This is a genomic window from Roseibium sp. HPY-6, assembly GCF_040530035.1.
Lineage (GTDB): Bacteria > Pseudomonadota > Alphaproteobacteria > Rhizobiales > Stappiaceae > Roseibium.
The window spans coordinates 1,236,355-1,259,562 of record NZ_JBEWCD010000002.1 but is presented as its reverse complement, the minus strand read 5'-3'; the positions used below and the strand labels follow the sequence as shown (position 1 = coordinate 1,259,562).

The following is a 23,208-nucleotide window of genomic DNA, read 5'->3' as shown; positions in this document are numbered from 1 at the left end:
TACTATTCCGAATGACTTTAGGTAAATTTTAGGTCTATTCCCATGACGCGAACATTTCTCACGTTTTCAGCTTCAATCTCAAATGACAAAACACAGGCTGTCGAAGACAAACTCGATGGTTTCGGCAATCCCGTCAGTCAGGATATTCGAGAGGCCCTCGACGGCAGCAGCGTTCATTTCATGTCGGTCAACGTTCTGCCGGCAGATGCTGACAGCGGCCACGGTGCCTTTCTGGTCGTGGAGACCAGTCAGGACGGCAGCAAAGACGAAGCGATCAAAGATCTTGCGAAGCGACTGAACGCGCCCTTGCGCGATATCCTTGCGCTTGCCGGCCACACTGTTGCCGAAAACGATCTTGCGAAGTTTATCGAAGATCATTCCCACGACACGGGTTGGGGCCTATTGAGCACGCCTGGCCTGAACCACTCAGGCACGCCGGGCCTCACGGAAAAACGTATCGAACGGGAGAAAAAGTTCGGCGAGAAAGTCCGGGAAATCGTAACTAGTGGTGAGGTGACGGGCTCTCCACTGGAAATCCTGAACGAAGTGAAGAGCCGTATGCAGGGCCTTTCAGATTTTCAGGATCTGATGTCGCCGGAAGACGTGGCTTTTGCCGATTCAAGAAGAGGGGCTTCCGTTCCCGTCGCAAAGCTTGTCATGGACGGGTTGAAAACCTTCGCATGGCCTTATCTCATCTTGCTGGGCATTTGTCTTTTGTGGGTTATCATCGCGTCCTTCTCTGCGATGGGCTTCTGGTTTGCCGTCGGAATGGCCGTACTGACGCTGATCGCAGGCGTTTTGGTGATGATTGTCATCGCAGGCGTTCTCTACAGCATGCTGCGCACCAAGGAACGCACTGATCCGGCAGAGGACTTCTCACCCGATTTCGAGGTTCTGAGTGCCGTTATGGCGCGTGAAAACGACGGCAGCGTCAATCATCTTTACGGCATCTCGAAAATGAAACCCGGCAAGCTGCGCCGCATCACGCTGCGTTTCGCGTTCTGGTTCATCGCCCAGATGGCAACGCATGTCTTTAGGCCGGGTTTTCTCGGCAAGATCGGCACAATCCATTTTGCCCGCTGGATCCTGTTGCCCGGAACCGACAAACTGCTTTTCTTTTCGAACTTCGGCGGCAGCTGGGAAAGTTACCTTGAGGATTTCATCACCAAGGCCTCTTCCGGCCTGACCGGTGTTTGGAGCAACACGGAACATTATCCGCGCACGGAAAATCTTTTTTTCAAAGGCGCGACCGACGGTGACCGGTTCAAGCGGTGGGCGCGCCGTCAGCAGAGGCCGACGCTCTTCTGGTATTCAGCCTATCCCAACTCGACAACGGATCTGGTCCGGCGCAACGCGTTGATCCGCTACGGCCTGTTGAAGGGTTCGACCGAAAGTCAGGCGCGCGAATGGCTCTCACTGCTCGGCTCGCGCCGTATGCCGGCAAATGCGCTTGAGACTGACGAAATCCAGTCAATCCTCTTTGGCGGCATGGGCGCGCTCAATCAGGCTGCGTGCCTGCTGATCCAGTTGCCGGACGATCAAGCTGCAGCGAAACAATGGCTGAGAGCGGTCCAACCTCATGTTTCCTTCGGTGATCGCCCGCCACATGAAAAGGCTGCTTTGCTGGCAATGACGGCCACCGGCCTTTCCAAACTGGGCTTGAAGGATAGTCAGCTTGCGTCCTTCCCTGCCGTCTTCAGACAAGGCATGGATGAGCCGGTTCGGGCAGAATTCGTGCTCAAGGACACGGGCGACGACAAGCCTGATCTATGGTGGTGGGGCCATGACGGCACGCACATCGATGTCGCCGTCATTGTCTACGCGGAAGAAGCCGGCCTTGCCGACGCGGCCAAAGTTCAGGAAGACCTGATTGCCGCTCACAACTGCAAGCTCATCCACAAGATCACATCCAAACCCGGCCCCGGCAAAAGCGGAGGATTGGAAAAAGAAGCATTCGGTTTTGCGGACGGCATCTCCCAGCCCATTATCAAAGGATCAAGACGGTCGATCGATCCGGACAACGCCATTCATGTGGTCGAACCTGGCGAGTTCATTCTTGGTTATCCCGACAACCGCAATTACATGCCGACCAGCCCGATCCTTCCGGCATCGGATGATCCGAAGAACATTCTGCTGAGCTACAAGCCCGAAGCCGAGCAGGACGACTGGCCTGACTTTGCCGCCAGCGAAGCGCGATCTCCGCGCAATTTCGGACGCAACGGGTCCTATCTCGTCATCCGGCAACTCGAACAGGATGTGCCCGCGTTTCATGCCTTCTCGGAGGCCGCTGCGAAGGAAATCAAGGGCCGGCAAGGCACACCACCCGGCGCAAACGAAAAAGATCTCCAGGAATGGGTCGAGGCCAAGATGGTTGGCCGCTGGAAAGACGGCACATCCCTGGTCCGCCATCCGTTCAAGCCGGGAGGTGGCACTCCGGACAATGACTTCCTGTTCGGTGAGGATGATCCCTCAGGGTTCCGCTGCCCGTTCGGTGCCCATATCCGCCGGGCCAATCCGCGTGAAAGCCTGCATCCTCAGGATGGCGAAGAGGAACTCTCGATCACGAACAGGCATCGCATCCTGCGGATGGGCCGTCAGTACGACCAGGCCGGCGCTGGAAATGACGCGGCTGACAACCCCGGCCTTCTGTTCATGTGCCTCAATGGAAACCTGGAACGGCAATTCGAATTCGTGCAGCAAACCTGGTGCATGGACCGCCTTTTCCACGGTTTGGACGGAGAGGTCGACTCGGTGCTCGGCCGCGGACGCAAGGGCGGCCGCCTGACGATCCCAACGCCGGAAGGCCCACTCATTGTCAGTGGTATGAAGGACTTCGTGAAAGTCCGCGGCGGATCCTATTTCTTCATGCCCGGGGCAAGTGCCATCAGGTACCTCGCCGACTAGAAGCGCAGGTGTTTGCCGCAGGCGCTGCCAAACAAGAACATCCGGTTCAGGCCAGGCGTTCCAGCAAATCCGCCAGCGCAAGAGGTTCGCTTACCATCGCGTCATGGCCGGTCGCGATCTCCTCGACCGGCCAGCTAAGTTTTCGTGCTCTCTCCAGAGAAACACCTGCTGGCCGGTAAGGCGGATCGGTGCAGCTGATATAGACAGCCTGTAAACTGTTGCCGATCGGGTTTTTCAAGCTAAGTGCCGTGGTGAAAGTCCGGAACGGATGCGGTGTCAACCGGGCTTCGACAAAGGCAATGTCTTCCGGCCGTGACACTCCAAAACTATAGGCTGGCGCTGGTGGCAGCGAAAGACCACCACTGGATTTGCGGGCCAGTTCGGCGCGGTCCTTCGCCATATCCTCCGGCAGCAGATCAAACCAGGTCTCGCCGGTCCCCAGCATGATCGCATCGAGATAGACCAGCTTTGCGATACGATCCGGGACGACGTCCGCGGCCCCGGTGATGGGGATGCCGCCGAAACTGTGGCCGACAAGGATGACATGGCCAGCGCTTTCGAATTTCAGATGTTGGACGATGTCGTCGACGAATGTCTGGATCGTGATATCGGGCGAGAGGAGATGGCATCTCTCACCAAGACCGGTCTGGGTCGGCGTGGTGACGCGATGTCCACGCGCCCGCAAAATGTCAGCAACACGCGACCAGCACCATCCGCCGTGCCAGACGCCGTGAACAAGAACGAAGGTCTTTGAGTTCATGAATGCGCTTTCAGGGTAATCTTGAAACCTATTCGGCAGCCACTGAGGCAGGATCGTAGCCGCGTAGCTGTTTCAATTTATGCCCCACTTCGACAATGGCTTCGAGAGCCGGGATCAACTCTTCACCAAGATCTGTCAATTCGTATTCGACGGATGGCGGTGACGTCGGGCGCACGTGACGCAGAAGAACGCCGCGCTCTTCCAGCTCGGAAAGCCGTGCGGACAGCACCTTTGACGAAACAGGTGGAATGTCCTCTTTCAGTTCGCTGAAACGGCGCGGTCCGGCCCTCAGGCTCCAGATGACGTTAGGCGCCCAGGCACCTGCGATCACCTGCATACATTCCGTCAGATGACAAGGTTCCGGTGGTTTCGGACTGTGGTTTTTGCGCATTTTCAGGGACATTTGGCATGTAACTCCGCTGAAATCAGGTTTCTTGGCGGTAACTCGAAAAACATAGTTACCACTGGTTACCTACTTGTCAACGGTAACTTTGATCAGCACTTTCCGACCATCGAAACGAACGATGGAGCTACCTGATGAAACTCTTTTACAAACCCGGCGCCTGTTCGATGGCAGCGCATATTCTCCTGAACGAGACGAATGTTTCCTATCAGCTGGAGAAAGTGGACACCGCCAAGGGCACGACCGAGACCGGTGAGGCCTATGCCAACACAAATCCACGCGGATACGTACCCGCACTCAAGTTGGACACGGGACAGGTTCTGACGGAAAATGTCGCAATCCTTCACTGGATGAGTGAGCAGTTGCCAGGCCTGCAAGCCGGACACACCGACCAGCCGCTGCAGCGTTTCCGGCAGCTTGAACTCCTGAGTTTCCTCTCCTCGGAACTCCACAAAGCCTTCAGCCCCTATTTTTCCGGCAAGACCTTCAGCGAAGAAGAGCAGGCAACAAACAGCGCCAAACTCCAGGCTAAGCTTGGTCAGTTCAACGCGCTCCTCGCCGGCGGAAAGACCTATCTGCTCGGGGATGCCTTCTCGGTGGTTGATGCCTACGCCTTCGTCATCTTGAACTGGACAAACTTCATCGGTGTCTCCCTTACCGACTTGCCGGAAACGCAAGCCTATGTTTCGCACCTAGCTGCACGGCCCTCCACCCGCAAAACCCTGCAGGAAGAAGGACTGGCGGCATGACCGGACCGATCGAAGAGCTGCAGAGCGTCATTCGCGATTATTTTGATGCGCTTTATCATTGCGATACGGAATTGCTGCAGAAAGTGTTTCACCCGAAGGCAGTCTATGCGACCGCCGACGAAACACCCCTCCTGCACCGCACGATGGACGAGTATGTCCCCGTGGTCGCCGCCCGGGTTTCACCGGCCTCGCGCGGCGAGATCCGGGATGATGTCATCGACGAGATCCAGCTGGCGGGCGACAACACGGCCTTTGCCCGTGTTCGCTGCACATTGGCGGGCAAGGCCTATGTCGATTTCCTGACTTTCGTGCGCGACGAAGGGCACTGGCGGATCATGGCGAAGATATTTCAGATGAATGCCGAAAACAAAGGGGGCGCTTGATCATGCCTTACATCAATATTCAGGTGACCCGGGAAGGTGTCACGTCAGAGCAGAAAGCCAAACTCATCAAGTGTACGACAGATTTGCTCGCTGACGTTCTCGGCAAAAACCCGTCAACGACGTTCGTCGTGATCGACGAGGTCGACATGGAGAACTGGGGCATCGGCGGGCTGCCGGTGGAAGCGTTCCGGACAAAAGCTGCCTCGGAGGGCCGCTAGCAACAGATCGTCGAAAGCCGGGTCCCACCCCGGCTTCCCGGTCCATTCGTCAGGGATTTGTGAACCATTAGGCCAATCAATGGTTGCAGTGCCTTGGTCTAAATGCACACTCCGCGCTTAGACAACATCCCAAATTATCGACTGCCTCCCGATGCCACGCGTCCTTTATCAGACCATTCTGGGTGAAAGATTCAACTAGGTCCCAACCCAAATACGCGAAATGCACACTTTCGCCAGGCGCGCCATCGGAACGGCGACAGTCTGGTGGGGTGCATCGCCAGCAGCACGATTGATTTGTCGTCTCGCCTCCCTTCCGGAAGCGCAAAACAATGTGCCGATTGAAACGTCATTTGCGGAAATCGACAGCGGTGAACGCTGGGTACGCAAGTTTAATGGTCAACCGTTTATGACCGACATGATCGCAGGCAAAGATGAAGCGCATCCCTGCATGCTCGAACGGCTTGGCCCATTCCTCTTCAAGATGCGTGTTACAGCAAGTTCCGCTGGCATCGACCTCACGCCGGAACACGTTTATCTGGGCCCCCTGAAGATTCCGAAAACAGTCGCACCAAGGACAATAGGCCGAGAACGCGTCGAGGATGACCTCTACAGATTGTCGGTTGAAGTCAGCTTTCCGCTTATCGGCAAGGTGTTCGGCTATGAGGGAACAATCGAACCTTGCGAATTGGTCGCAGATCACGAAGCTGTCTAGTTGCATTCATTCGTTCAAAGCCGATCAATGCCGGGATTTCAGTTCAAATCTTGCGAGCATTTATCGTCATCCCGGACGCAGCGCAGCGGAGATCCGGGACCGGAGAGCCGGAATGCGACGATAGGGTAACAGGGACACCGGCAGATTTGTGTCTTCCCGGTCCCGGCTCGCGCTGCGCTTGGCCGGGATGACGAGGAATGGTTGGCAACCTCATCCTGAGGAAGCGCGCAAGCGCTGTCTCGAAGGATGGGCCGCGGCCTCTGAATCTGCCGCCCATCCTTCGAGACGGACCTTCCGGTCCTCCTCAGGATGAGGGTTTTGTTGCTGGCAGTCTTTAGACTTGGAAGAGCGTGCGCAGGCGCTATTCGAGTGGTATTCACCCTCCCATCGTCATCCCGGACGCAGCGAGGCGGAGATCCGGGACCGGGGAGCCGGATCTTGTCTGTCAGGCAGCAGCAAAGCCAGCAAGGCCATGACTTTCCTGTCCCAGCTCACTCGAACCCGACCAGCGCTTTCCGACGCTTGCCGACAGATACTGCGAGCCTGTCGTTCGCCTTCAGGTCGCCGGTTGCGATGCGGCGTTTCGGGTCGTCGACGATCCGGCTGTTGAGGCGCACGCCACCCGCTTCCACCAGACGCCGGGCCTCGCCGTTCGAGGCAGCAAAGCCGATGGCAACCACGAGTTCCAAAAGACCAAGGCCTTCGGCAAGACGCGCCAGAGGCAGCAGGTGCGTGGGCTCCAGTATTTCGCCTTCACCGGCGAACAGGGCGTCCCCCTGCTGCAGGGCCGCGCGGGCTTCCTCCGGTCCGTGAACAATGGTCGTGACCTGGGTAGCCAGGATTTTCTTCGCCTCGTTCAGCTCGGCTCCCTCAAGTTCACTGAGACGCTCCACTTCGCTGATCGGCAGCTCCGTGAAGAGACGCAGGAACTTGCCGACATCGGCGTCTGCCGTGTTGCGCCAGAACTGCCAGAAACCAAAGGGGGACAGATGCTCCGGGTGAAGCCAGACGGCACCGGCAGCGGTCTTGCCCATCTTGGCGCCACCTGCCGTAGTCAGAAGCGGGACCGTCAGACCGTGAAGTTTTCGCCCGTCGCGCCGTCCCAGTTCGACACCGTTGACGATGTTGCCCCACTGATCGGACCCGCCGACCTGCAACACGCAGTCGTGGCGTTTGGCGAGTTCCAGGAAATCGACCGCCTGGAGCATCATGTAGCAGAACTCCAGCACGGTCAGCGGCATCTGGGCCTCCAGGCGCGATTTGACGCTGTCGAAGGTCATCATGCGGTTGACGGTGAACTGGGAACCATAGTCGCGGAGAAATTCCAGGAAGCGGAATTCGTTCAGCCATTCCGCGTTATCGACCAGCAGCGCACCGTCAGGCCCCTCCATGTCGACCAGCCTCTCGACCGACCGGCGAATGGTCGCGATGTTGGCGGCAATCTGGCGTTCTTCCAGCAGAGGGCGCGCGTCGTTCCTGAAACTCGGATCACCGATCTGGCTCGTGCCGCCACCCAGAACGATGACCGGACGATGGCCCAGTTTCTGGAGCCAGCGCATCGTCATCAGCGGCATCAGGTGCCCGACATGAAGGCTCGCGGCCGTCGCATCGAACCCGGCATAGGCGGTGACAGGTCCGTCGGAGAGCCGTTTGTCGAGGGCTTCCACATCGGTGCACTGGTGCACGAGGCCACGTTCCAGAAGCACGGCGAGCGCTTCCGACTTGAGCTTGGTCGCCGGCTTTCCGGCTTCAATCATGTGCTTGGTCATTTCGGCTTCCTGGTTTCCCCGCCAGGAGCCTCCTTGAAACCAAAAAGCCGCCTGACGCGGCGGCTGTTTTCGGTTTCTATGGTGTGAGCAAGATCCTACGCAGCCGCCGGCATGTCGGTGACGTAATAAAAATACACGAAGGTTGCGGTCGTCTTGGTCATGAAAGCTTACATGCGATAAGGCGCTACCAGAGTCAAGGCGAGAATTCAGATCACCCTTTCACGGCCGACAGGCGTTTTGATTCTTTCACGAAAGACCCAGCTCACTTTCGCCGCGCGAAAGGATAATCGGCACGATCAGATCTTCTTCGTCCGAGAGATGTTGCTTGAGACCCATGAGAAGCGCTTCGCTGACGGCGGCATAATTGTCCGTGGCGCGGCGAAGCGCATCCTTATCGTCGCCTTGCAAAGAGACGATCAGTTCATTGGCACTGACCACCACCGTTTCGATGTGCTGATGGATCATTTCATGGTCTGCCTCCAGCAATTCAAAACCGGGAATCAGACGCTTTTCTGCGTCCATGAGAACCGGGAAATAATGATGGTCCTCAATCATATGGTGATTGTGCAACTCGGTCAGGAAAAGCTGAAGCTGCGGTGCGAACATGCCGCCGAACCGGTCAGGTGGAACCTGGCCTTCGCGAAATTGCTGAAGCATGGCGATCAGGGTGTTTCCCATGTTGCGGAAACCGTCGTGGCGGTTCAGCCAGAACTCGGTCAGCGGCCCAAGATTATCGTGTTCAAGCCACTCTTTTCGCGGAAACTCCTGAAGCAAAAACAGCCACTCCTGCGGCAACTCACGACGGCGCGCCAGGTCGAGCGGTTCAGTCATTTGTGCGTACTGCCTTCGCTGCTGTGCCAAACGATGGGTCAGGTCCGTCGGTTGACGCCGGTTCACTCTCAAGGGAGGTATCATGTTTCACCAATCAATCCTGTACCGGGAACTTATTGTTTCAGGACAACCGCTCCCGGAAAACCAAAAGTACAAATCCAAATCAAGGCAACAGCTTACCAAGCATGTGCCACAATATTCGTGTTTCTTCATCGTCAAGGTGGACTGAAAACTCCGCCTCGACAGCCTTCTTGTATGCAGGCCACATCTCTTTTAACAGGTCTTCTCCATTAGAAAGTAGGTGTATCATCACACCTCGGCCGTCTTCTGCCGCTTTTCGCTTTTCGACATAGCCCGCCGCTGCAATTCTCTCGATCATCCTCGAAACATTGTATTGTGCCAGAAGTGTCCGCTTCTCGATTTCGACAGGCCTGAGGGCCATGCCCTCCGACCGCTTCAATTCAAGCAACATGTCGTACCATCCGAGAGGCGGAAAGCCGTCGGCCTTCAGCCGCGCTTCGACGCGGGACAAGACAACACCGCTTGCGCGCTGCAACCGCGCCCATGCATCCATTTTGTCCGGTTCGGATCGATCTCGCATTTTTCCATTCATGCTCATGGCATAAAACTTTCATGCAGCTGCATCAATCTTGTATTTTCATGCAGATGCATTTACTTTAATGCAAATGCATGAAAAAGGAAAAACTCATGAACACAGACTTCACCCTGATCAGCCATACGCTTTGCCCCTATGTTCAACGGGCGGCCATTGTTCTTACGGAAAAAGAGGTTCCGTTCGAGCGCATATATATCGACCTTGGCAACAAGCCGGACTGGTTCCGTGCCGTCTCGCCACTCGGCAAGGTTCCGCTTCTGAAGACCGAAAAAGGTATCTATCTGTTTGAATCGGCTGCGATCGTGGAATTCATCGACGAGGTCTGCGGAAAAAGGCTGCATCCGGAAGATCCGGTCGAAAGAGCCGGTCATCGCGCTTATGTGGAATTCGCGTCCCAGATCCTGAACGGGATCGGCGCTCTCTATAATGCCGCCGAGGTCTCTGAATTCGAAACCGCACGGCAGGCGCTGCGATCGAAATTTGAGCACCTCGACGGACGGATTGACAAAGAAGGCCCCTTCTTCGCAGGCAGCAGTTTTTCGCTCGTCGATGCCGCCTTCGGCCCTGTGTTCCGCTATTTCGATGTCTTCGAAACCATCACCGATCTGGATATCTTCAATGACCTTGAGCAGGTCAAACGCTGGCGGCATGCCTTGGCGAAACGTCCGTCCGTCGAGAATGCGGTGGCCAAGGACTATGGTGCACTCCTGCGTGCTTTCTTGCTGAAGCGGGGCAGCTGGATAACAGGCTTGATGCAGGAAGCAGAACAAGCGATGCAGGCGCAGCCTGCCTGACACTTCAGGCGACCTGGCCGGGCCCAAACGCACCGGCCAGTCAACCCAGCAAGCTCCAGCTACTGCACGGACAGCGGGCGGGTGAAGAGCACGGCCTTGTTGTCACCGTTGAAATAGCGGATCTCGTAGTCCCCGGCTTCCTTCGGTGCTTTCAAACTGACGGTCTGTGCGTCGATGTCCCCTGACCAGACGCGCCGTTCAAAAACGGCTCTGCCATTGCCGCCACGTGCCCTGGGATCCCAGATCTGTACCGAGTCATACCGCGCGCCCGGCCCTTGCCATGAAACGGAGAATGTCGTTTCCGCTTCAACGCTCTCCGGCCCATCTACCCCAAGCTCGACCGGCACGACGGAAATCGGACGTGTCAGCATCACGGTTTTGTTGTCGCCATTGTAGTAGCGCAGTTCGTAGTCACCCGGTTTTGCCGCACTCGGCAGAGTGACCTTGGAGTTGTCGAAGTCGTCATTGCGCAGACGTTTTTGATGAACAACTCGCCCTTCACCGGCACGCGCACGCGGATCGAAAAACTGAACGCTGTCATAACGCGCTCCGGGGCCAGTCCACGTCACCGTGATGTGGCGTCCCTGTCCGATCTGGTCAGGCGCTTCGAGGGCGACAACAGCGGCAGTGACTTCTATTGGAACGGAGGCCAATACGGTCTTGTTGTCACCGTTGTAGTAGTGCAGCTCATAGGGACCTGCCTTGACCGGTCCCGGCAAGGTTACGCGCTGATTGTCGAAATCGTCATTGCGCAGACGCTTTTCGTGGATTTTCTTGCCGCTTGCCGGGTCGACCAGCCGGACGCTGTCATAGCGCGCTCCCGGCCCGATCCAGTCGACCAGGATCGGCTTGCCGGCTTCGGCTGCCTCATCCGTTTCGAGCGTCACCGGTGCTTCGATAATGTCCAGCGGACGCGTCGCCAGTACAATCTTGTCTTCCCCGGCATAGTAACGAAGCTGATAGGTGCCGGGCTTTGCCGGTGTCGGCATGGTCACCTTGTTGTTGTCGAAGTCATCATTGCGCAAGCGTTTGTTATGCAGGACCTTGCCTTCACCACCGCGCGCCGTGGCATCATAAAGTTCTACCGCATCATAGCGGCCACCGGGTCCAACCCACTCCACCGTCACAGGCTTTGCCATTGCAATCTCGTTGGGAGCGAACAGCGCCACTTCGGCCGGCGTAACCTCAATTGCGCGCGTCGCCAGTATCTGGCGGCCGGAACCGTCCCAGTAGCGCAACTCATACTCTCCCGGCTCGTTCACAACCGTCATCGTAACGGTGTTGTTGTCGAAATCACCGTTGACCACCGCCTTGGACCGCAACCGCTTGCCCTCGCCGCCCCTGGCCTTCGGATCATGCAATTCAATCTGATCGTATCGGCCACCGGGTCCCTGCCAGGCAACATCGATCCGTGCGCCGATCTCGGCCGTGTCGGGAGCAGTCAGCGAAGCTTCCGGCAACTGTACCGGCTGCTCTGTTGCTTCCACAACCGGCACGGTTTCAACGGTCGCCGTCAACGCGCCGGACAGCTCTTCGGCATTTCCGGCCTGGATGTAAAGGCCACCGGTGTTCTCAGCGAGACAGGCAACCTGACGCCCCTCTTCCGGGCTCAGTCCGAAGCCGATGACATGAGCGGTGAAATTGACGCCTAGACGGGCCAGTTCCTGCCCAAGAGCGCAAGGATCCGCGTTACAGGTCTCGATGCCGTCCGTCACCAGGACGACGGTCGCCTTGTCCTCCGTGTACCGCATCGTTTCGGCCGCCTGACGAACGGCCGCCGAAAGCGGCGTTTTGCCTTTCGGCGTGATGTTGTCCGTTGCAGCCTTGATCGCGGCGCCGGTTCCGGCCGCCGGAGGCACGATCAGCTCGATATCGTCACACTTTCCCTTCTGGCGATGGCCATAGGCGAAAAGGCCGAGTTCCAGGTCGCCTGGCAGTGTTCCAAGCACATTGCTCATCGCGTCCCGCGCAATTTCGATCTTGGTGCGGCCTTCGATCTGGCCCCACATGGAGCCGGATCCATCAAAAACAATGGCAACCTTGTCGGCGGCCTGGGATGTGGTTGAAAAAATGGAAAGCGCAGTTACAGCAAAAATAAACGGTCGAAACATGGTTCCTCCGACGGAATGCATTGGCAAGGTGTCGAAACCTAACCGTGCCACATGCCGACGCCGTCGAAAAGATAACACTTTCACGGTATTCAGACGATCACAGCCCCTGAATCGCCCAGCTCCTCCTTGAGCAGCGACCACTTTTCAGGTGTCGCCGTCAAAGTCGCCGCATCCCGTATTTCGACAAGATATCCACGTGCGAGCGCACCCTTTGCCGTGAGTTGAACGCAATGGCACGAATCCAGTCCGGTCAGGATCAGCTTTCCGACCTTTCGTGTTTCGAGCCAGTCTTCAAAGGAGGGGCTGGAAAAACTGTCCCCGACCGCTTTTTCGAAAACCGGCGCCTCATCGACCTCCATGGATCGATCGATTTCAAGACCTTTGCGCCCGGGCGTCCCAATACCCTTTGCAATCAGCCTGATGATCAGGATTGCGAGCCAGTTGCGGAAGACATGCCGGATAAAGACAACTTCGTTCCCGGCGGAACGTGCAGATGAGACGTGCTGATTGATGACGGCAAGCGCGGCATCGCGGTAAGCCGGCTCAAAAGCGGTGCTCCCCCCGTTGCGCGTGAAATCCTCCTGTACGTCGATCACAACAAGCGCGGTGTTCGGCCGCTCGTTCAGATCAATCTTGTCTCCACGCGTCGGTGTCCCGATCTTGCGCATGACAAAGACCGTGTAAAGCGCCAGGCCTGCCAGCACGACGATTGGCAATCCCACGACAAACCACATTCCGGACATTGCTCAACTCCTTGCGAACTATCACTAAAACGGACTGGGATGATCAGGATCATCTTCGAACTCAGCGAAATGATCGAGCATCGCGCAAAGAACCCTTTGAGCGGACTGAAGATCATCTGCGGAAAAGAGCTCGCAGACCGCTTCTATTTCGTCGTTTTCCCTGGCCCGAACTTCACCAAACAAGGTCGTGCCTTGGTCCGTCGGGCGAAACAGAGGAGACCGCTTGTGGGCCGGGTTCGGCTGCCGTTCAACAAGCCCGGCATCTTCAAGCGTGTTCACCATCACCTGGATCTGCTGCCTGGTCAGAAAAAGCACGCGCCCGATTTCAGGAACCGAAAGCGGTCCCGCTTCTTCCAGCACTTCCAGCACCGCGCGCATTCCGACCGTGATGCCGGTGCCATCCAGCTTTGCTTCCACGGCACGCGCCAGACGGCGGTGAACCGGCCGGACCAGCCGTATGATCTCGTAGAGTTCAAGAGACTTTTTCATCGTTTCTCTATTTGACATATTTATTGTCATACTGACAAGTAATTTGTCAAATTTCTTGTCTTGTTCATCGAGCGAACCTCGAAGCCCCTCAATGACCGAGTTGAGTTTTCATAAGCCCCTGAAAAGGCGACAGATTTCTCTGAACATACAAACTCATTTGGTTGCAGAGACTATGCAAATCCGCAGGTTGAAATCGAAATGAGCCGCCTTTAGCGTCAAGACGATAGAAGACATTTTTTTCAAGAGCCAAATGACATTTGCAGTAAAAAAAGGCCATCGCGGCGAGCACGTTCTAAAGATACAGAGCAAACTCAATGAAGAGGCTCTTGTCGGCTACTCGACCTACCTGCCCTTGCTCCCGGATGGTATTTTCGGGAAAAACACGAGGCTTCGTGTCGAAGAATTCCAGATGCACAACGATCTTCAAATTGACGGGATCGTTGGACCTTTTACCTGGGGTGCGCTCTTTGGAGGCCATGTACCGGCGGACGTTCAAGCAGACGCACAAAAGGCGGTGGTAACGTCACCCAGTGCTGCATCCCCGCCGCTCGAGGAAGGATATCTCTATCTCATTTCCGGAGATATTGTTCCGAAGGGCAAACGCGTCCCTGGAAACCTGCCAAGAGCGAAACGACACAAAGCAACGGATTGCCACTACGTTTTTGTGGACGAAGGGCAGTTTCCCCAAAGCGCGGACATGATGAAGGCCAAGGCCGACACCAACAATCTGCTCATCAAGGAAGTTATGATCATCGCCCATGGTGGCGGCGGCGGTGACGTGTTGATTGGTGGACAACACTACTATTTCGGCGGCACCACTGCCCATTTGTTCAAAAAAGTGAAGCACCGCTTCGTTAGCGACACCATCATCTGGATTTTTGCATGTAATTTCGCGGCCTCGCGCGGGCAGCGCAATTCGTTCGAGGCGGACGCGCTCACGCCGAACGAGTTAATGAAAGGGGCCGGGCTCAATGCCATGATTGACCTTGCCAAGGCGTCAGGCTGCGAAGTCCGCGCGACGTTCATGCCTCATTTCGGGGCGTTTGACGGTTTCCCTATTCTTTGGGCATCCGCCTACCCGTCAGGCAAATACGAATACAATCTGAGCGGCCGGACGCTCTCTCCGATGGAAGCGATGACGATCCTCTCAGATCATGTCGTCGGGTCTTACGGCCAGATTGTTACCCCACTGATTGAATTCTTGTTCGACTAATTCGCCGGGAACCAGAATACGGCTGCGTTGGGGATACAAAGACCTGCAGGTGAACTGCCTCAAATCTCACGGGTGACTCGCCGCGCCTAAGGCCCGACAAGTTTCAATGGCTCCGGTTCGACCAGAATTTCGCACTTTACCGAATTGGCAATGAAACAGACATCATGCGCCTTTTCGTGGATTGCCTGCAGCCACGACTCGTCAGGTTGCTCCGCCGAAATGAGCGTGACTTCCGGGCGCAAGACCACTTTGGAAATCGCCATTTTGCCCGGACCGATCCGGCTCATTTCGCCTTGGGCCTTGTCCCGGTAAGTTGCAACGTTGAAATTCGCCCGCCGCGCAAGATCAAGGAACCAAAGCATGTGGCAGGAGGAAATCGCTGCGACAAAGGCTTCCTCCGGATCGACCGCCGCTTCTACCGAATGCGGAAGCGGCACGACTGTCGGCGACGCGCTTGCCGGGACTTCAAGCCCCCCGTCGAAACGCCATATATGCCCGCGTGAATAAGTATTTGCGGCATAGTCGCCGTCACAGGCCCACTCCACCTGGGCCGAATAATAATGCCCCGCCATCGATCACAATGTCTCCAGAAAGGCCTTGTAGCCGGCTTCATCGAGCAATTCGGCAAGTTGGCTTTCATTGCCGACTTTCATTTTCAGGAACCAGGCCGCCCCCTCAGGATCCTCGTTGACCTTTGCCGGTTCGTCCGCGAGTGCCGCATTGGATTCCACGACTTCGCCATCGATCGGTGCGTACACTTCACTGGCAGCCTTGACCGATTCCACGACGGCCGCTTCATCGCCTTGCGCGAATTCTGCGCCGGCTTCCGGCAGCTCAACATAGACAACATCGCCAAGCTGTTCCTGTGCGTAGGAGGTGATGCCAATCGTTGCAATGCCCTGGTCGACGGCAATCCACTCGTGGTCCTTGGAGTAATAAGTTGTCATAGCGCCATCCGATGTTTGTGTTCAGGTCAGACCCGCCGGCCCGGCCTTTAAAGACCCGGCCGTCAAGACCCCCTCTGTCCGACTACCTGAGAGATTTCCCGCCGAACACTCATACGTTCCGCGGCTACTCCTTCGGTGAGCGGTCTGCCTGACGTTTCAGCAGAACACTTCTTTCCAGAGCGTTTTTCCCATGCGGTCCTTTTGCCTGAGAGTTTCCGGGGCGGTTGCTCCTTCGGCACCGGGATGTTTCACCCGGTTTCTCCCGCGTGGGACAAGCGTGCTGAGACACGCCGACCAGGTCACGACCCTGATAGCGGGCGCGATTGTGGGAGTCGACTAGACCCTTGTCAATATGGGGAAATCTGCAAGTTGTGCCTTACCAAGGGGAAGTCGCTTGGCTTCAGCGCCGCCGCCCTTCATCAAATCCGAAGACGACCTTGACGCTGGCTCCCTGCGGGATCGTGAATTTCTCTTCCACGAGGGTCCATTTCTCTGCGGGAGCGCCTTCAGACAGCGTCACCGGGATCGTCAGAAGATCGGAGCTAAGCGGTTCAGCGCCGCTGCCGCCCGGAACGATGGAGACCCGCAACGGCAAGGTCACTTCGCCCCCCTTCCAGGCCGGTCCCGGCGTCACGTCGCCGGAAAACCCGACCTTCATCCGCCTCTGTCCGTTGGCTTCCTGCGTGCAACTGTTGGCCCAGTCTTCAAGCGTCGCCTGATAAAGAAGGCCTTCCGACTCATCCTGCTTGCCCCGGACGTAGTTTCTGATGAGAAACGTGTTGGACCTGAGCTCCATCGGAGGGCAGGCGACGGGCGGTGCAAATGTTTCCGGAGAGACCTCAATCGGCTCCTGTCCGCCCGTAATGATCTTGGCAGCAACGCTGTCAGAGCCACCGCCGCACCCCGCGAGCATCACGGAACACAGACCCGCTGACAGAACTGTCTTGAAATTCTCATTGAAAACGGCCGGTAACGGACTGATCATCATCTACCTATCGGATCAAATAATAACTTGGCGCAGTGTCATAGCAGGTGAGCATTTGCTTGGCGAGGTCCCAACACGGAAAGCTTCAATCAGCATATTGTGGCTGAAATAATGCGCAGTTGCGCGCACCTCACTTGACACGAAAGAGCTTCAACCCCTTATTGCGGCCAGAGAGGCTTGCCGAAAGAAGACGATGAGCAATACCACACAATCAAAACCGCCGCTCTCCATCAGCCTTTGCGCGCCGCGCGGGTTTTGCGCGGGCGTCGACAGGGCCATCCAAATCGTCGAACTGGCGTTGGAAAAATATGGCCGTCCGGTCTACGTGCGCCACGAAATCGTGCACAACAAGTTCGTTGTGGACGGTCTCAAGGCGAAAGGTGCCGTCTTCGTTGAAGAGCTGGCCGAGATTCCTGCGGGCGACACGGACAGACCCGTCATCTTTTCGGCCCACGGTGTCCCGAAATCCGTCCCGGAAGATGCGCAGGCGCGCAACATGTTCTATCTCGACGCGACCTGTCCTCTCGTGTCGAAGGTTCACAAGGAAGCGCAGATTCATGATCGCCGCGAGCGCGAGGTCCTTTTGATCGGTCACGCAGGCCATCCGGAGGTGATCGGCACAATGGGTCAATTGCCTGAAGGCACGGTCGAACTGATCGAAACCGAGGACGACGCGCTAAATTATCAACCCAAATCCGACAAGCCGCTCGCCTATATCACGCAGACCACCTTGTCGGTCGACGACACTGCAGGCATCGTGGCCGTTCTTCAGGACCGCTTTCCCGATATTGTCGCCCCGCACAAGGAAGACATTTGCTACGCAACCACAAACCGGCAGGAAGCCGTGAAGCATGTTGCGCCAAGCGTTGACGCCATGGTCGTTGTCGGAGCGCCGAATTCTTCCAATTCGCAGCGCCTGCGGGAAGTCGCCGAACGGGCCGGTTGCAAGATCTCTGTTCTTATACAGCGCGCAAGCGACATCAAATGGTCGGATTTCGAAGGAATGCGGTCGCTTGGTCTGACTGCAGGTGCGTCTGCCCCCGAAACTCTGGTAGAGGAAATCATCAATGCCTTTTCCGAGCGCTTCGACGTCACCGTCGAAACGGTTCGGACGGCTGAAGAAACGATTTCCTTCAATCTGCCTCGTGAGCTGAGAGACGTGGTCCCGGCAAACCAGGCAGCCACCGGATAAGAATATGGCCGTTTACACCGAAGTTACCGATGAGGAATTAGAGGACTTCATCGGATCTTACGACGTCGGGCGCCTTCTTTCATTCAAGGGCATTGCCGAGGGTGTCGAAAACAGCAATTTTCTGGTTCACACAGACAAGGCCTCCTACATACTGACGCTTTACGAAAAGCGCGTGAACCCGGACGACCTCCCCTATTTTCTGAACCTGATGCAACATCTGGCCGGCAAGGGCCTTTCGTGTCCGACCCCTGTCCCTTCAAAGGACGGCAAACTGCTGGGGGAGCTTGCCGGACGGCCGGCCGCGCTTGTCACGTTCCTGGAGGGCATGTGGGTCAAACGGCCCCGGGTTGAACACTGTACCGGTCTTGGCAAAGCCATGGCCGACTTGCACCTTGACGGCCAGGACTATGACGGGTTCCGGAGCAACGCGCTCAACGTTTCCGGCTGGCGGCCGCTGTTTGAACAGTGCAGCGACAGGAGCGACCAGGTTTTGCCTGGGCTGCAGCAGGAAATAGCCAAAGAGCTTGAATATCTGGAGGCTTCGTGGCCTTCCGATCTGGCATGCGGTGTTATTCACGCGGATCTTTTTCCGGACAATGTCTTTTTCCTTGGCAGCGAACTGTCCGGGCTGATCGACTTTTATTTTGCGTGCAACGACGCGTTCGCCTACGACGTTGCGATCTGCCTGAATGCCTGGTGTTTCGAGAAGGACCTGTCGTTCAATGTCACAAAGGCCCGCGCGCTGCTGAAAGGATACACGAGCGTGCGTCCGCTGCAGCCAGATGAATATGATGCACTGCCCACGCTTTGCCGCGGCGCCGCGCTCAGATTTCTTCTGACCCGGCTTTACGACTGGCTGAGTGTGCCGGAGGGGGCACTTGTCACCCCCAAAGACCCGCTGGAATATCTCAAGAAACTGCGTTTTCACCAGACAATTGCCGGCACACAGGCCTACGGACTGGAACAATGAGTACTCAAAACCGCGTCACAATCTTTACCGACGGCGCTTGTTCGGGGAACCCCGGACCAGGCGGATGGGGTGTGCTCCTGAGGTTCGGCGAGCACGAAAAGGTGCTGAATGGCGGGGAACCCGAAACCACCAACAATCGCATGGAACTGACGGCGGCAATTGAAGCTCTCAATGCGCTCAAGCGGCCCTGTGCCATCGACCTTTACACCGACAGCACCTATGTGCGCAGCGGTATCAGCGAATGGATGGATGGCTGGAAACGGAAAAACTGGCGTACGGCCGGCAACAAGCCTGTGAAAAACGCTGACTTGTGGCAGGCCCTCGACGAAGCGCGGGAACGTCATGACGTCACCTGGCATTGGGTGAAGGGACACGCCGGTCATCCTGATAACGAGCGCGCAGATGAACTGGCCCGTGGCGGAATGGCGCCGTATAAGAGCGGCGCCTGAACGAAGAAGGCGGCGAACACATAGAGGACAATACGTGACAGTTTTCTGGTGGTCTGCCCCGGTTTCCCTGCGCACTCCCGTTCCCGACATGCCAGGGTCTGTCCTCATCATGGCAAATCCGACATCCGGCGGCTACCGGGCAGAGTTCCTGGACAATGTTCGCACAAGGCTCGAAGACCACGGGTTCCACACTCAAATCAGGCTTACGAGACATGCGGGTGAAATCGGAGAAGTCTGCACCAGTCCCGGCCTCGGTGTGCGCACGCTCGTTGTCGCGGGAGGCGACGGCTCGATCAATGAAGCGCTCACCGGGTTGCAGAACCATCCCGATCCGCCACAGCTTGCGGTGATCCCTTTCGGGACGGCTAACGTTCTCGCGCTTGAACTCGGACTACCACGCAATCCGCGCGCCATAGCGGACATGATCTGGCGGCAAAAGACCAAACCGCTCCACTTTGGCCTCGCCAATGGACGTCCGTTCGTGCTCATGGCTTCAACCGGGTTTGACGCTGAAGTGGTCCACGCGGTTCCACTCGCGCTGAAGCGGAAGTTGGGCAAGCTTGCCTATGTTCTCACGGCGTTCCGGATTGGGTTCAAACGCGCAACCAGCCATCTGGAGATTTCCCTGGATGGTGAACGGCTGAAAGGCAAGTTCGCCGTGGCGAGCAATGCGCGTCATTATGGTGGCCCATTCGTGATTTGCCCAAGCGGTGCAACCGAACCGAACCTCCATATGCTGGTGCTTGAAAAGGACGACCCGTGGTCGTCCTTTTGTTATGGAATGGCTCTACTGCGCGGCCGCATCCACGACGCAGACGGTGCGACCATGCGTCCTTTCACGTCCGCAACAATCACCTCACCGTTGCCGGTTGCTGCGCAGGTCGACGGCGACCCCTTCGGCGCAACACCAATAGAGATCCGCCGGACCGAAAAGACAGTGCCGATACTGGTGCCGTGATGCAGCCCAGACAAAACGATCCTGCTTGAAATGATGATACCTTCGAAACGCGGTGTTGCATCCGTCTTAGTCAACTAACGGCAATCAGGCGCTTTCGGCTTCTGCGGGCATCTTGCGCAACAACTTGGTCGCTTCAGAGGCGGACACCGCCTCACCGAAGAAATACCCTTGCGCGTATTCGCAGCCGAGTTGGTAAAGTTCGAGCGCGTCGCTCTCGTTTTCAGCGCCCTCGGCAACCACCGACATCCCAAGATCATGGCCCATGGCGACAATCGTTCTCAGGAGGACGGATCGCGCGGACGACGCATTGGGTTTGACGAAGGACTGGTCGATCTTGATCGTGTCAAACGGGAACCGTTGCAGATAAGACAGTGATGAATGCCCGGTTCCGAAGTCATCCAGGGACAATCCAGCCCCGAGACCACGCAGGCGTTCCAGCACCTTTGCGGAATACTCCGGATTGGACATGACGAGCGACTCGGTGAGTTCCAGCTTGAGCGTTGCAGGTTCAAGCGACGTACGTGAGAGAACGGCCTTCACGTCGTTGATCAGATCCTGTTTCAAAAGCTGCCTCGATGAGAGGTTCACCGAGGCAAAGAGCGGCCTTTGCATCGGGTATTCGCGCTGCCAGAATGCAAGTTGTTGCGCACCGCGATCGAGCATGTACATGCCCAGTTCGTTGATCAAACCGGACTGCTCGGCGATCGGAATGAACTCAGATGGCGCGATTTTTCCGCGCTTGGGATGGTTCCACCGGGCGAGCACCTCGTAACCCGCAATGGACTGGTCTTCCAGGCGGATGATCGGCTGGAAAAAGACGCCAAGCGTTTCCTTCTTGATCGCATCGCGAAGATCCGCTTCGAGGTCGACAATGTTCTTGTCGAGCGGGCGCAGGATCGGGCGGAACACTTCCTGCCGGTCTCCCCCCAGCCGCTTGGCGTGATTGAGAGCGATCTCGGCATTGGTGAGCATGTCCTCAACCGCCTGTTTGCCCCCTTCGAAAAAGGCAATGCCAACCGAGCAGGTCAGGAAGATTTCCCGGTCGCCAAACGTAATCGGGGCACGCACCGCCTTGCGCAGCGCATCGGCCAATGCAACGATCCTGTCCGGTTCCTGTTCCGATAGAAGCACCAGTCCGTACTGGTCGCCGGACAGCCGGCCGAGCGTGTCCTGCTGACCGATCAATCGCCCAAGCCTGCGCGCTACCGTCAGAAGAATACTGTCGCCGGCCGACAGGCCAATGCTGTCATTCACCTGCTTGAAACGGTCGAGATTGAGAACAAGAAGCGTCGGCTTGGAGGTTTCCTCTGCCTTGGACCGCACGACACTTGTGCGCAAGCGGTCGACAAAGAGCTCCCTGTTCGGCAGACCGGTGAGATTGTCGTGCACCGCATCGTGCAGCAATCGTTCTTCCGCCGTGCGCTCCTCGGTTACGTCCAGCAGGGTTCCAACACAGCGTATGACCTCCCCGTCAGACCCGATGATCGGCCTTGCCCTCAGCCGGAACCAGCGGAAATGGCCATCTTCGGAACGCAGGCGGAAGGTTTGCATCACCTTGCCGCGTCTCTGGTCGATCACCGCATCCAGGGTTGCGCGAAAGCGGTCCCGGTCCTGCGGGTGCAGAACCTCCAGCCAATCGCGCGCCGGACCTTCCAGTGAGCCGCGCTTGAGGTTCAGCAGCTCTTCAACCTCATTGCCTGTATAGATGCGGTCACGATCGATATCCCAGTCCCAGATAATATCTCCAGCGCCCGTCAAGGCGAGCGCCTTACGCTCCACATCCGAAATCAGACCTTGTGCGATGGCACCGCCTGCAAATGCATGCTGCATCACCGTGAAGCCGATGAGCAGCACGATCAGAACGAGTCCACCGCCGAGGGCCGGCTGAACGATATCATTCGACAGATAGCCGGTTATGGTCATGCCGGACCCGACCAGCCAGGCAAGGAGCAGGCACCAGGTCGGGATCAAGAGAATGGCTCGGTCGTAGTGCTGAAACGCCAGCACTGCGATGGTGATAAACCCAAGCGCGCCGATAACGGCAAGCGAGAGCCGCGCGATGCCGGCCGCGATTGACGGGTCCCAGACCGCAACGCCGAGAAGGCCGAGGATCAGGATCAGTGTGGTCAGAGCGAGATGGGAATAATGAATATTCCAGCGATTGAGGTTGAGATAAGCATAGAGAAAAATGAGCAGGCTGGCCGCGAGCATTACCTCTGCACAGGAGCGCGCCAGTTGGCTGCCACCGCCGTCCAGGTTGAATACAAGGCCCCAGAAGCCGAAGTCGATGCAAAGATAAGCAAGAACCGACCATGCCAGTGCGGCGGTCGCCGGAAACATGACTGTGCCTTTGACGACGAACAGGATTGTCAGAAACAGCGCCAGCAAGCCGGATATGCCCAGAATGATCCCGCGGTAGAGCGTATAGGCGTTTATCGTTTCCTTGTAGACGTCAGGTTCCCAGATCCTCATTTCCGGCAGATTAGGCGTCGTGAGCTCGGCGACGAAAGTCACGATCGAACCCGGGTCGAGCGTTACGAGAAAAACGTCGGCTTCCAGGCTTTTGAGCCGAACGGGTGCAATCCCCTGGCTCGGCGTAATCGCGGTGATGCGGGAAGATCCGAGATCCGGCCAAAAAAGATCGGAACCGACGAGCTTGTAATTCGGCGCAACGATGAGGCGATCGATCTGTTCGTCGCTGGTATTGGCGAGTGCAAAGACCGCCCAATTGGTGTTGGAGCCTTCCAGCGAAGGAACTTCAATCCGGCGCACAATACCATCAGCTCCGGGGGCCGTGGACACCTGCAACCGTGTCCCGGCATCCCGGTGCATTTCTATGGAATTCGTAACGTCGAGCGCCTCGATATCGATCGGAACGGGGATCGGCTCAAGAGCCTGGGCGGGCAAAGACACCACGACCGCGACAAGTGCGGCAAAGGCGAGTACCAGACGTTTGAACACGTTACAGATCGGATCCGATGATAAAATCGACATGGAGCGAAGAACTACCGG

The 23,208-nt window shown here is 57.1% G+C and carries 23 protein-coding genes and 2 riboswitches; of the genes, 11 read left to right on the top strand and 12 right to left on the bottom strand.

The genetic code is table 11. From position 1 onward, the window contains the following. Window positions 1-42: 42 nt before the first annotated feature. The gene (locus ABVF61_RS17215; protein WP_353994762.1) at window positions 43-2,904 is read left to right on the top strand and encodes a hypothetical protein; all 2,862 of its coding nucleotides are present in this window, start codon (window positions 43-45) and stop codon (window positions 2,902-2,904) included. Window positions 2,905-2,950: 46 nt separating this feature from the next. On the opposite strand, the gene ABVF61_RS17210 is transcribed toward ABVF61_RS17215, so the two are convergent. Both ABVF61_RS17210 and ABVF61_RS17205 read right to left on the bottom strand, forming a co-directional pair. Continuing rightward, window positions 2,951-3,664 (bottom strand): alpha/beta fold hydrolase, encoded by a 714-nt coding sequence (locus ABVF61_RS17210; protein WP_353994761.1) that lies wholly within the window; start codon window positions 3,662-3,664, stop codon window positions 2,951-2,953. A 28-nt stretch (window positions 3,665-3,692) separates the two neighbouring features. Then, window positions 3,693-4,067, bottom strand: a complete 375-nt coding sequence (locus tag ABVF61_RS17205; protein WP_353994760.1) for a winged helix-turn-helix transcriptional regulator — start codon at window positions 4,065-4,067, stop codon at window positions 3,693-3,695. 134 nt (window positions 4,068-4,201) lie between these two features. Between ABVF61_RS17205 and ABVF61_RS17200 the strand changes: the two genes are divergently transcribed. The 4 genes from ABVF61_RS17200 (at window position 4,202) to ABVF61_RS17185 (ending at window position 6,129) form a co-directional block, all read left to right on the top strand. Continuing rightward, window positions 4,202-4,816, top strand: a complete 615-nt coding sequence (locus ABVF61_RS17200) for a glutathione binding-like protein (protein ID WP_353994759.1) — start codon at window positions 4,202-4,204, stop codon at window positions 4,814-4,816. Then, the gene (locus tag ABVF61_RS17195) at window positions 4,813-5,199 is read left to right on the top strand and encodes a nuclear transport factor 2 family protein (protein ID WP_353994758.1); all 387 of its coding nucleotides are present in this window, start codon (window positions 4,813-4,815) and stop codon (window positions 5,197-5,199) included. Before ABVF61_RS17200 ends, ABVF61_RS17195 begins: the two co-directional genes overlap by 4 nt. A gap of 2 nt (window positions 5,200-5,201) precedes the next feature. Beyond that, the gene (locus ABVF61_RS17190; RefSeq protein ID WP_353994757.1) at window positions 5,202-5,417 is read left to right on the top strand and encodes a tautomerase family protein; all 216 of its coding nucleotides are present in this window, start codon (window positions 5,202-5,204) and stop codon (window positions 5,415-5,417) included. A gap of 220 nt (window positions 5,418-5,637) precedes the next feature. Next, window positions 5,638-6,129 carry a DUF4166 domain-containing protein gene (locus ABVF61_RS17185; protein ID WP_353994756.1) on the top strand — a complete coding sequence of 164 codons (492 nt, stop codon included), beginning with the start codon at window positions 5,638-5,640 and terminating at the stop codon, window positions 6,127-6,129. Window positions 6,130-6,620: 491 nt separating this feature from the next. Here the strand turns inward: ABVF61_RS17185 and tyrS are convergent, their stop codons facing one another. The 3 genes from tyrS to ABVF61_RS17170 form a co-directional block, all read right to left on the bottom strand. Beyond that, a complete protein-coding gene (gene tyrS / locus ABVF61_RS17180; protein WP_353994755.1) occupies window positions 6,621-7,898 on the bottom strand; it encodes a tyrosine--tRNA ligase in 1,278 nt (425 codons plus the stop codon). A 246-nt stretch (window positions 7,899-8,144) separates the two neighbouring features. Next, window positions 8,145-8,729: a hemerythrin domain-containing protein gene (locus ABVF61_RS17175; protein WP_353994754.1), complete on the bottom strand. Its 585-nt coding sequence runs from the start codon at window positions 8,727-8,729 to the stop codon at window positions 8,145-8,147. A gap of 163 nt (window positions 8,730-8,892) precedes the next feature. Then, on the bottom strand, window positions 8,893-9,330 hold the full coding sequence (locus ABVF61_RS17170; RefSeq protein WP_353994753.1) for a MarR family winged helix-turn-helix transcriptional regulator: 438 nt from the start codon (window positions 9,328-9,330) through the stop codon (window positions 8,893-8,895). Window positions 9,331-9,437: 107 nt separating this feature from the next. Between ABVF61_RS17170 and ABVF61_RS17165 the strand changes: the two genes are divergently transcribed. Then, window positions 9,438-10,139: a glutathione S-transferase family protein gene (locus ABVF61_RS17165; RefSeq protein ID WP_353994752.1), complete on the top strand. Its 702-nt coding sequence runs from the start codon at window positions 9,438-9,440 to the stop codon at window positions 10,137-10,139. 59 nt (window positions 10,140-10,198) lie between these two features. Here ABVF61_RS17165 and ABVF61_RS17160 read toward each other — a convergent pair whose 3' ends face one another. The 3 genes from ABVF61_RS17160 to ABVF61_RS17150 form a co-directional block, all read right to left on the bottom strand. Further along, window positions 10,199-12,250: a vWA domain-containing protein gene (locus tag ABVF61_RS17160; protein WP_353994751.1), complete on the bottom strand. Its 2,052-nt coding sequence runs from the start codon at window positions 12,248-12,250 to the stop codon at window positions 10,199-10,201. An 89-nt stretch (window positions 12,251-12,339) separates the two neighbouring features. Beyond that, on the bottom strand, window positions 12,340-12,993 hold the full coding sequence (locus ABVF61_RS17155) for a cysteine hydrolase family protein (protein ID WP_353994750.1): 654 nt from the start codon (window positions 12,991-12,993) through the stop codon (window positions 12,340-12,342). Between the two features lie 24 nt (window positions 12,994-13,017). Then, complete coding sequence (locus ABVF61_RS17150) at window positions 13,018-13,482, bottom strand: MarR family winged helix-turn-helix transcriptional regulator (protein ID WP_353994749.1); 465 nt, start codon at window positions 13,480-13,482, stop codon at window positions 13,018-13,020. 250 nt (window positions 13,483-13,732) lie between these two features. Between ABVF61_RS17150 and ABVF61_RS17145 the strand changes: the two genes are divergently transcribed. Then, window positions 13,733-14,695, top strand: coding sequence for a peptidoglycan-binding domain-containing protein (locus ABVF61_RS17145; RefSeq protein ID WP_353994748.1), 963 nt, complete (start codon window positions 13,733-13,735; stop codon window positions 14,693-14,695). 86 nt (window positions 14,696-14,781) lie between these two features. Here ABVF61_RS17145 and ABVF61_RS17140 read toward each other — a convergent pair whose 3' ends face one another. From ABVF61_RS17140 to ABVF61_RS17130, 3 genes are all read right to left on the bottom strand, one after another. Next, window positions 14,782-15,267, bottom strand: a complete 486-nt coding sequence (locus ABVF61_RS17140) for an OsmC family protein (RefSeq protein WP_353994747.1) — start codon at window positions 15,265-15,267, stop codon at window positions 14,782-14,784. A gap of 3 nt (window positions 15,268-15,270) precedes the next feature. Continuing rightward, window positions 15,271-15,642: a glycine cleavage system protein GcvH gene (gcvH, locus tag ABVF61_RS17135; RefSeq protein ID WP_353994746.1), complete on the bottom strand. Its 372-nt coding sequence runs from the start codon at window positions 15,640-15,642 to the stop codon at window positions 15,271-15,273. A gap of 72 nt (window positions 15,643-15,714) precedes the next feature. Further along, a riboswitch (glycine riboswitch) is annotated at window positions 15,715-15,822 on the bottom strand. A gap of 3 nt (window positions 15,823-15,825) precedes the next feature. Next, window positions 15,826-15,917: riboswitch (glycine riboswitch) on the bottom strand. Window positions 15,918-16,042: 125 nt separating this feature from the next. Continuing rightward, entirely contained in the window at window positions 16,043-16,630 is a 588-nt protein-coding gene (locus tag ABVF61_RS17130; protein ID WP_353994745.1) for a hypothetical protein, read from the bottom strand. A 190-nt stretch (window positions 16,631-16,820) separates the two neighbouring features. Here ABVF61_RS17130 and ispH point away from each other — a divergent pair, with 190 nt between their 5' ends. From ispH to ABVF61_RS17110, 4 genes are read left to right on the top strand one after another with little or no spacing between them, the layout of a single operon-like run. Beyond that, window positions 16,821-17,819 carry a 4-hydroxy-3-methylbut-2-enyl diphosphate reductase gene (ispH, locus tag ABVF61_RS17125; RefSeq protein ID WP_353994744.1) on the top strand — a complete coding sequence of 333 codons (999 nt, stop codon included), beginning with the start codon at window positions 16,821-16,823 and terminating at the stop codon, window positions 17,817-17,819. A 4-nt stretch (window positions 17,820-17,823) separates the two neighbouring features. Then, window positions 17,824-18,789 (top strand): homoserine kinase, encoded by a 966-nt coding sequence (gene thrB / locus ABVF61_RS17120; RefSeq protein ID WP_353994743.1) that lies wholly within the window; start codon window positions 17,824-17,826, stop codon window positions 18,787-18,789. After that, on the top strand, window positions 18,786-19,238 hold the full coding sequence (rnhA, locus tag ABVF61_RS17115) for a ribonuclease HI (RefSeq protein ID WP_353994742.1): 453 nt from the start codon (window positions 18,786-18,788) through the stop codon (window positions 19,236-19,238). The genes thrB and rnhA overlap by 4 nt, the downstream gene beginning before the upstream one ends. Before the next feature lie 34 nt (window positions 19,239-19,272). Beyond that, the gene (locus ABVF61_RS17110; protein ID WP_353994741.1) at window positions 19,273-20,196 is read left to right on the top strand and encodes a diacylglycerol/lipid kinase family protein; all 924 of its coding nucleotides are present in this window, start codon (window positions 19,273-19,275) and stop codon (window positions 20,194-20,196) included. Between the two features lie 84 nt (window positions 20,197-20,280). Here the strand turns inward: ABVF61_RS17110 and ABVF61_RS17105 are convergent, their stop codons facing one another. Beyond that, a complete protein-coding gene (locus tag ABVF61_RS17105) occupies window positions 20,281-23,190 on the bottom strand; it encodes an EAL domain-containing protein (RefSeq protein ID WP_353994740.1) in 2,910 nt (969 codons plus the stop codon). Window positions 23,191-23,208 lie beyond the last annotated feature (18 nt).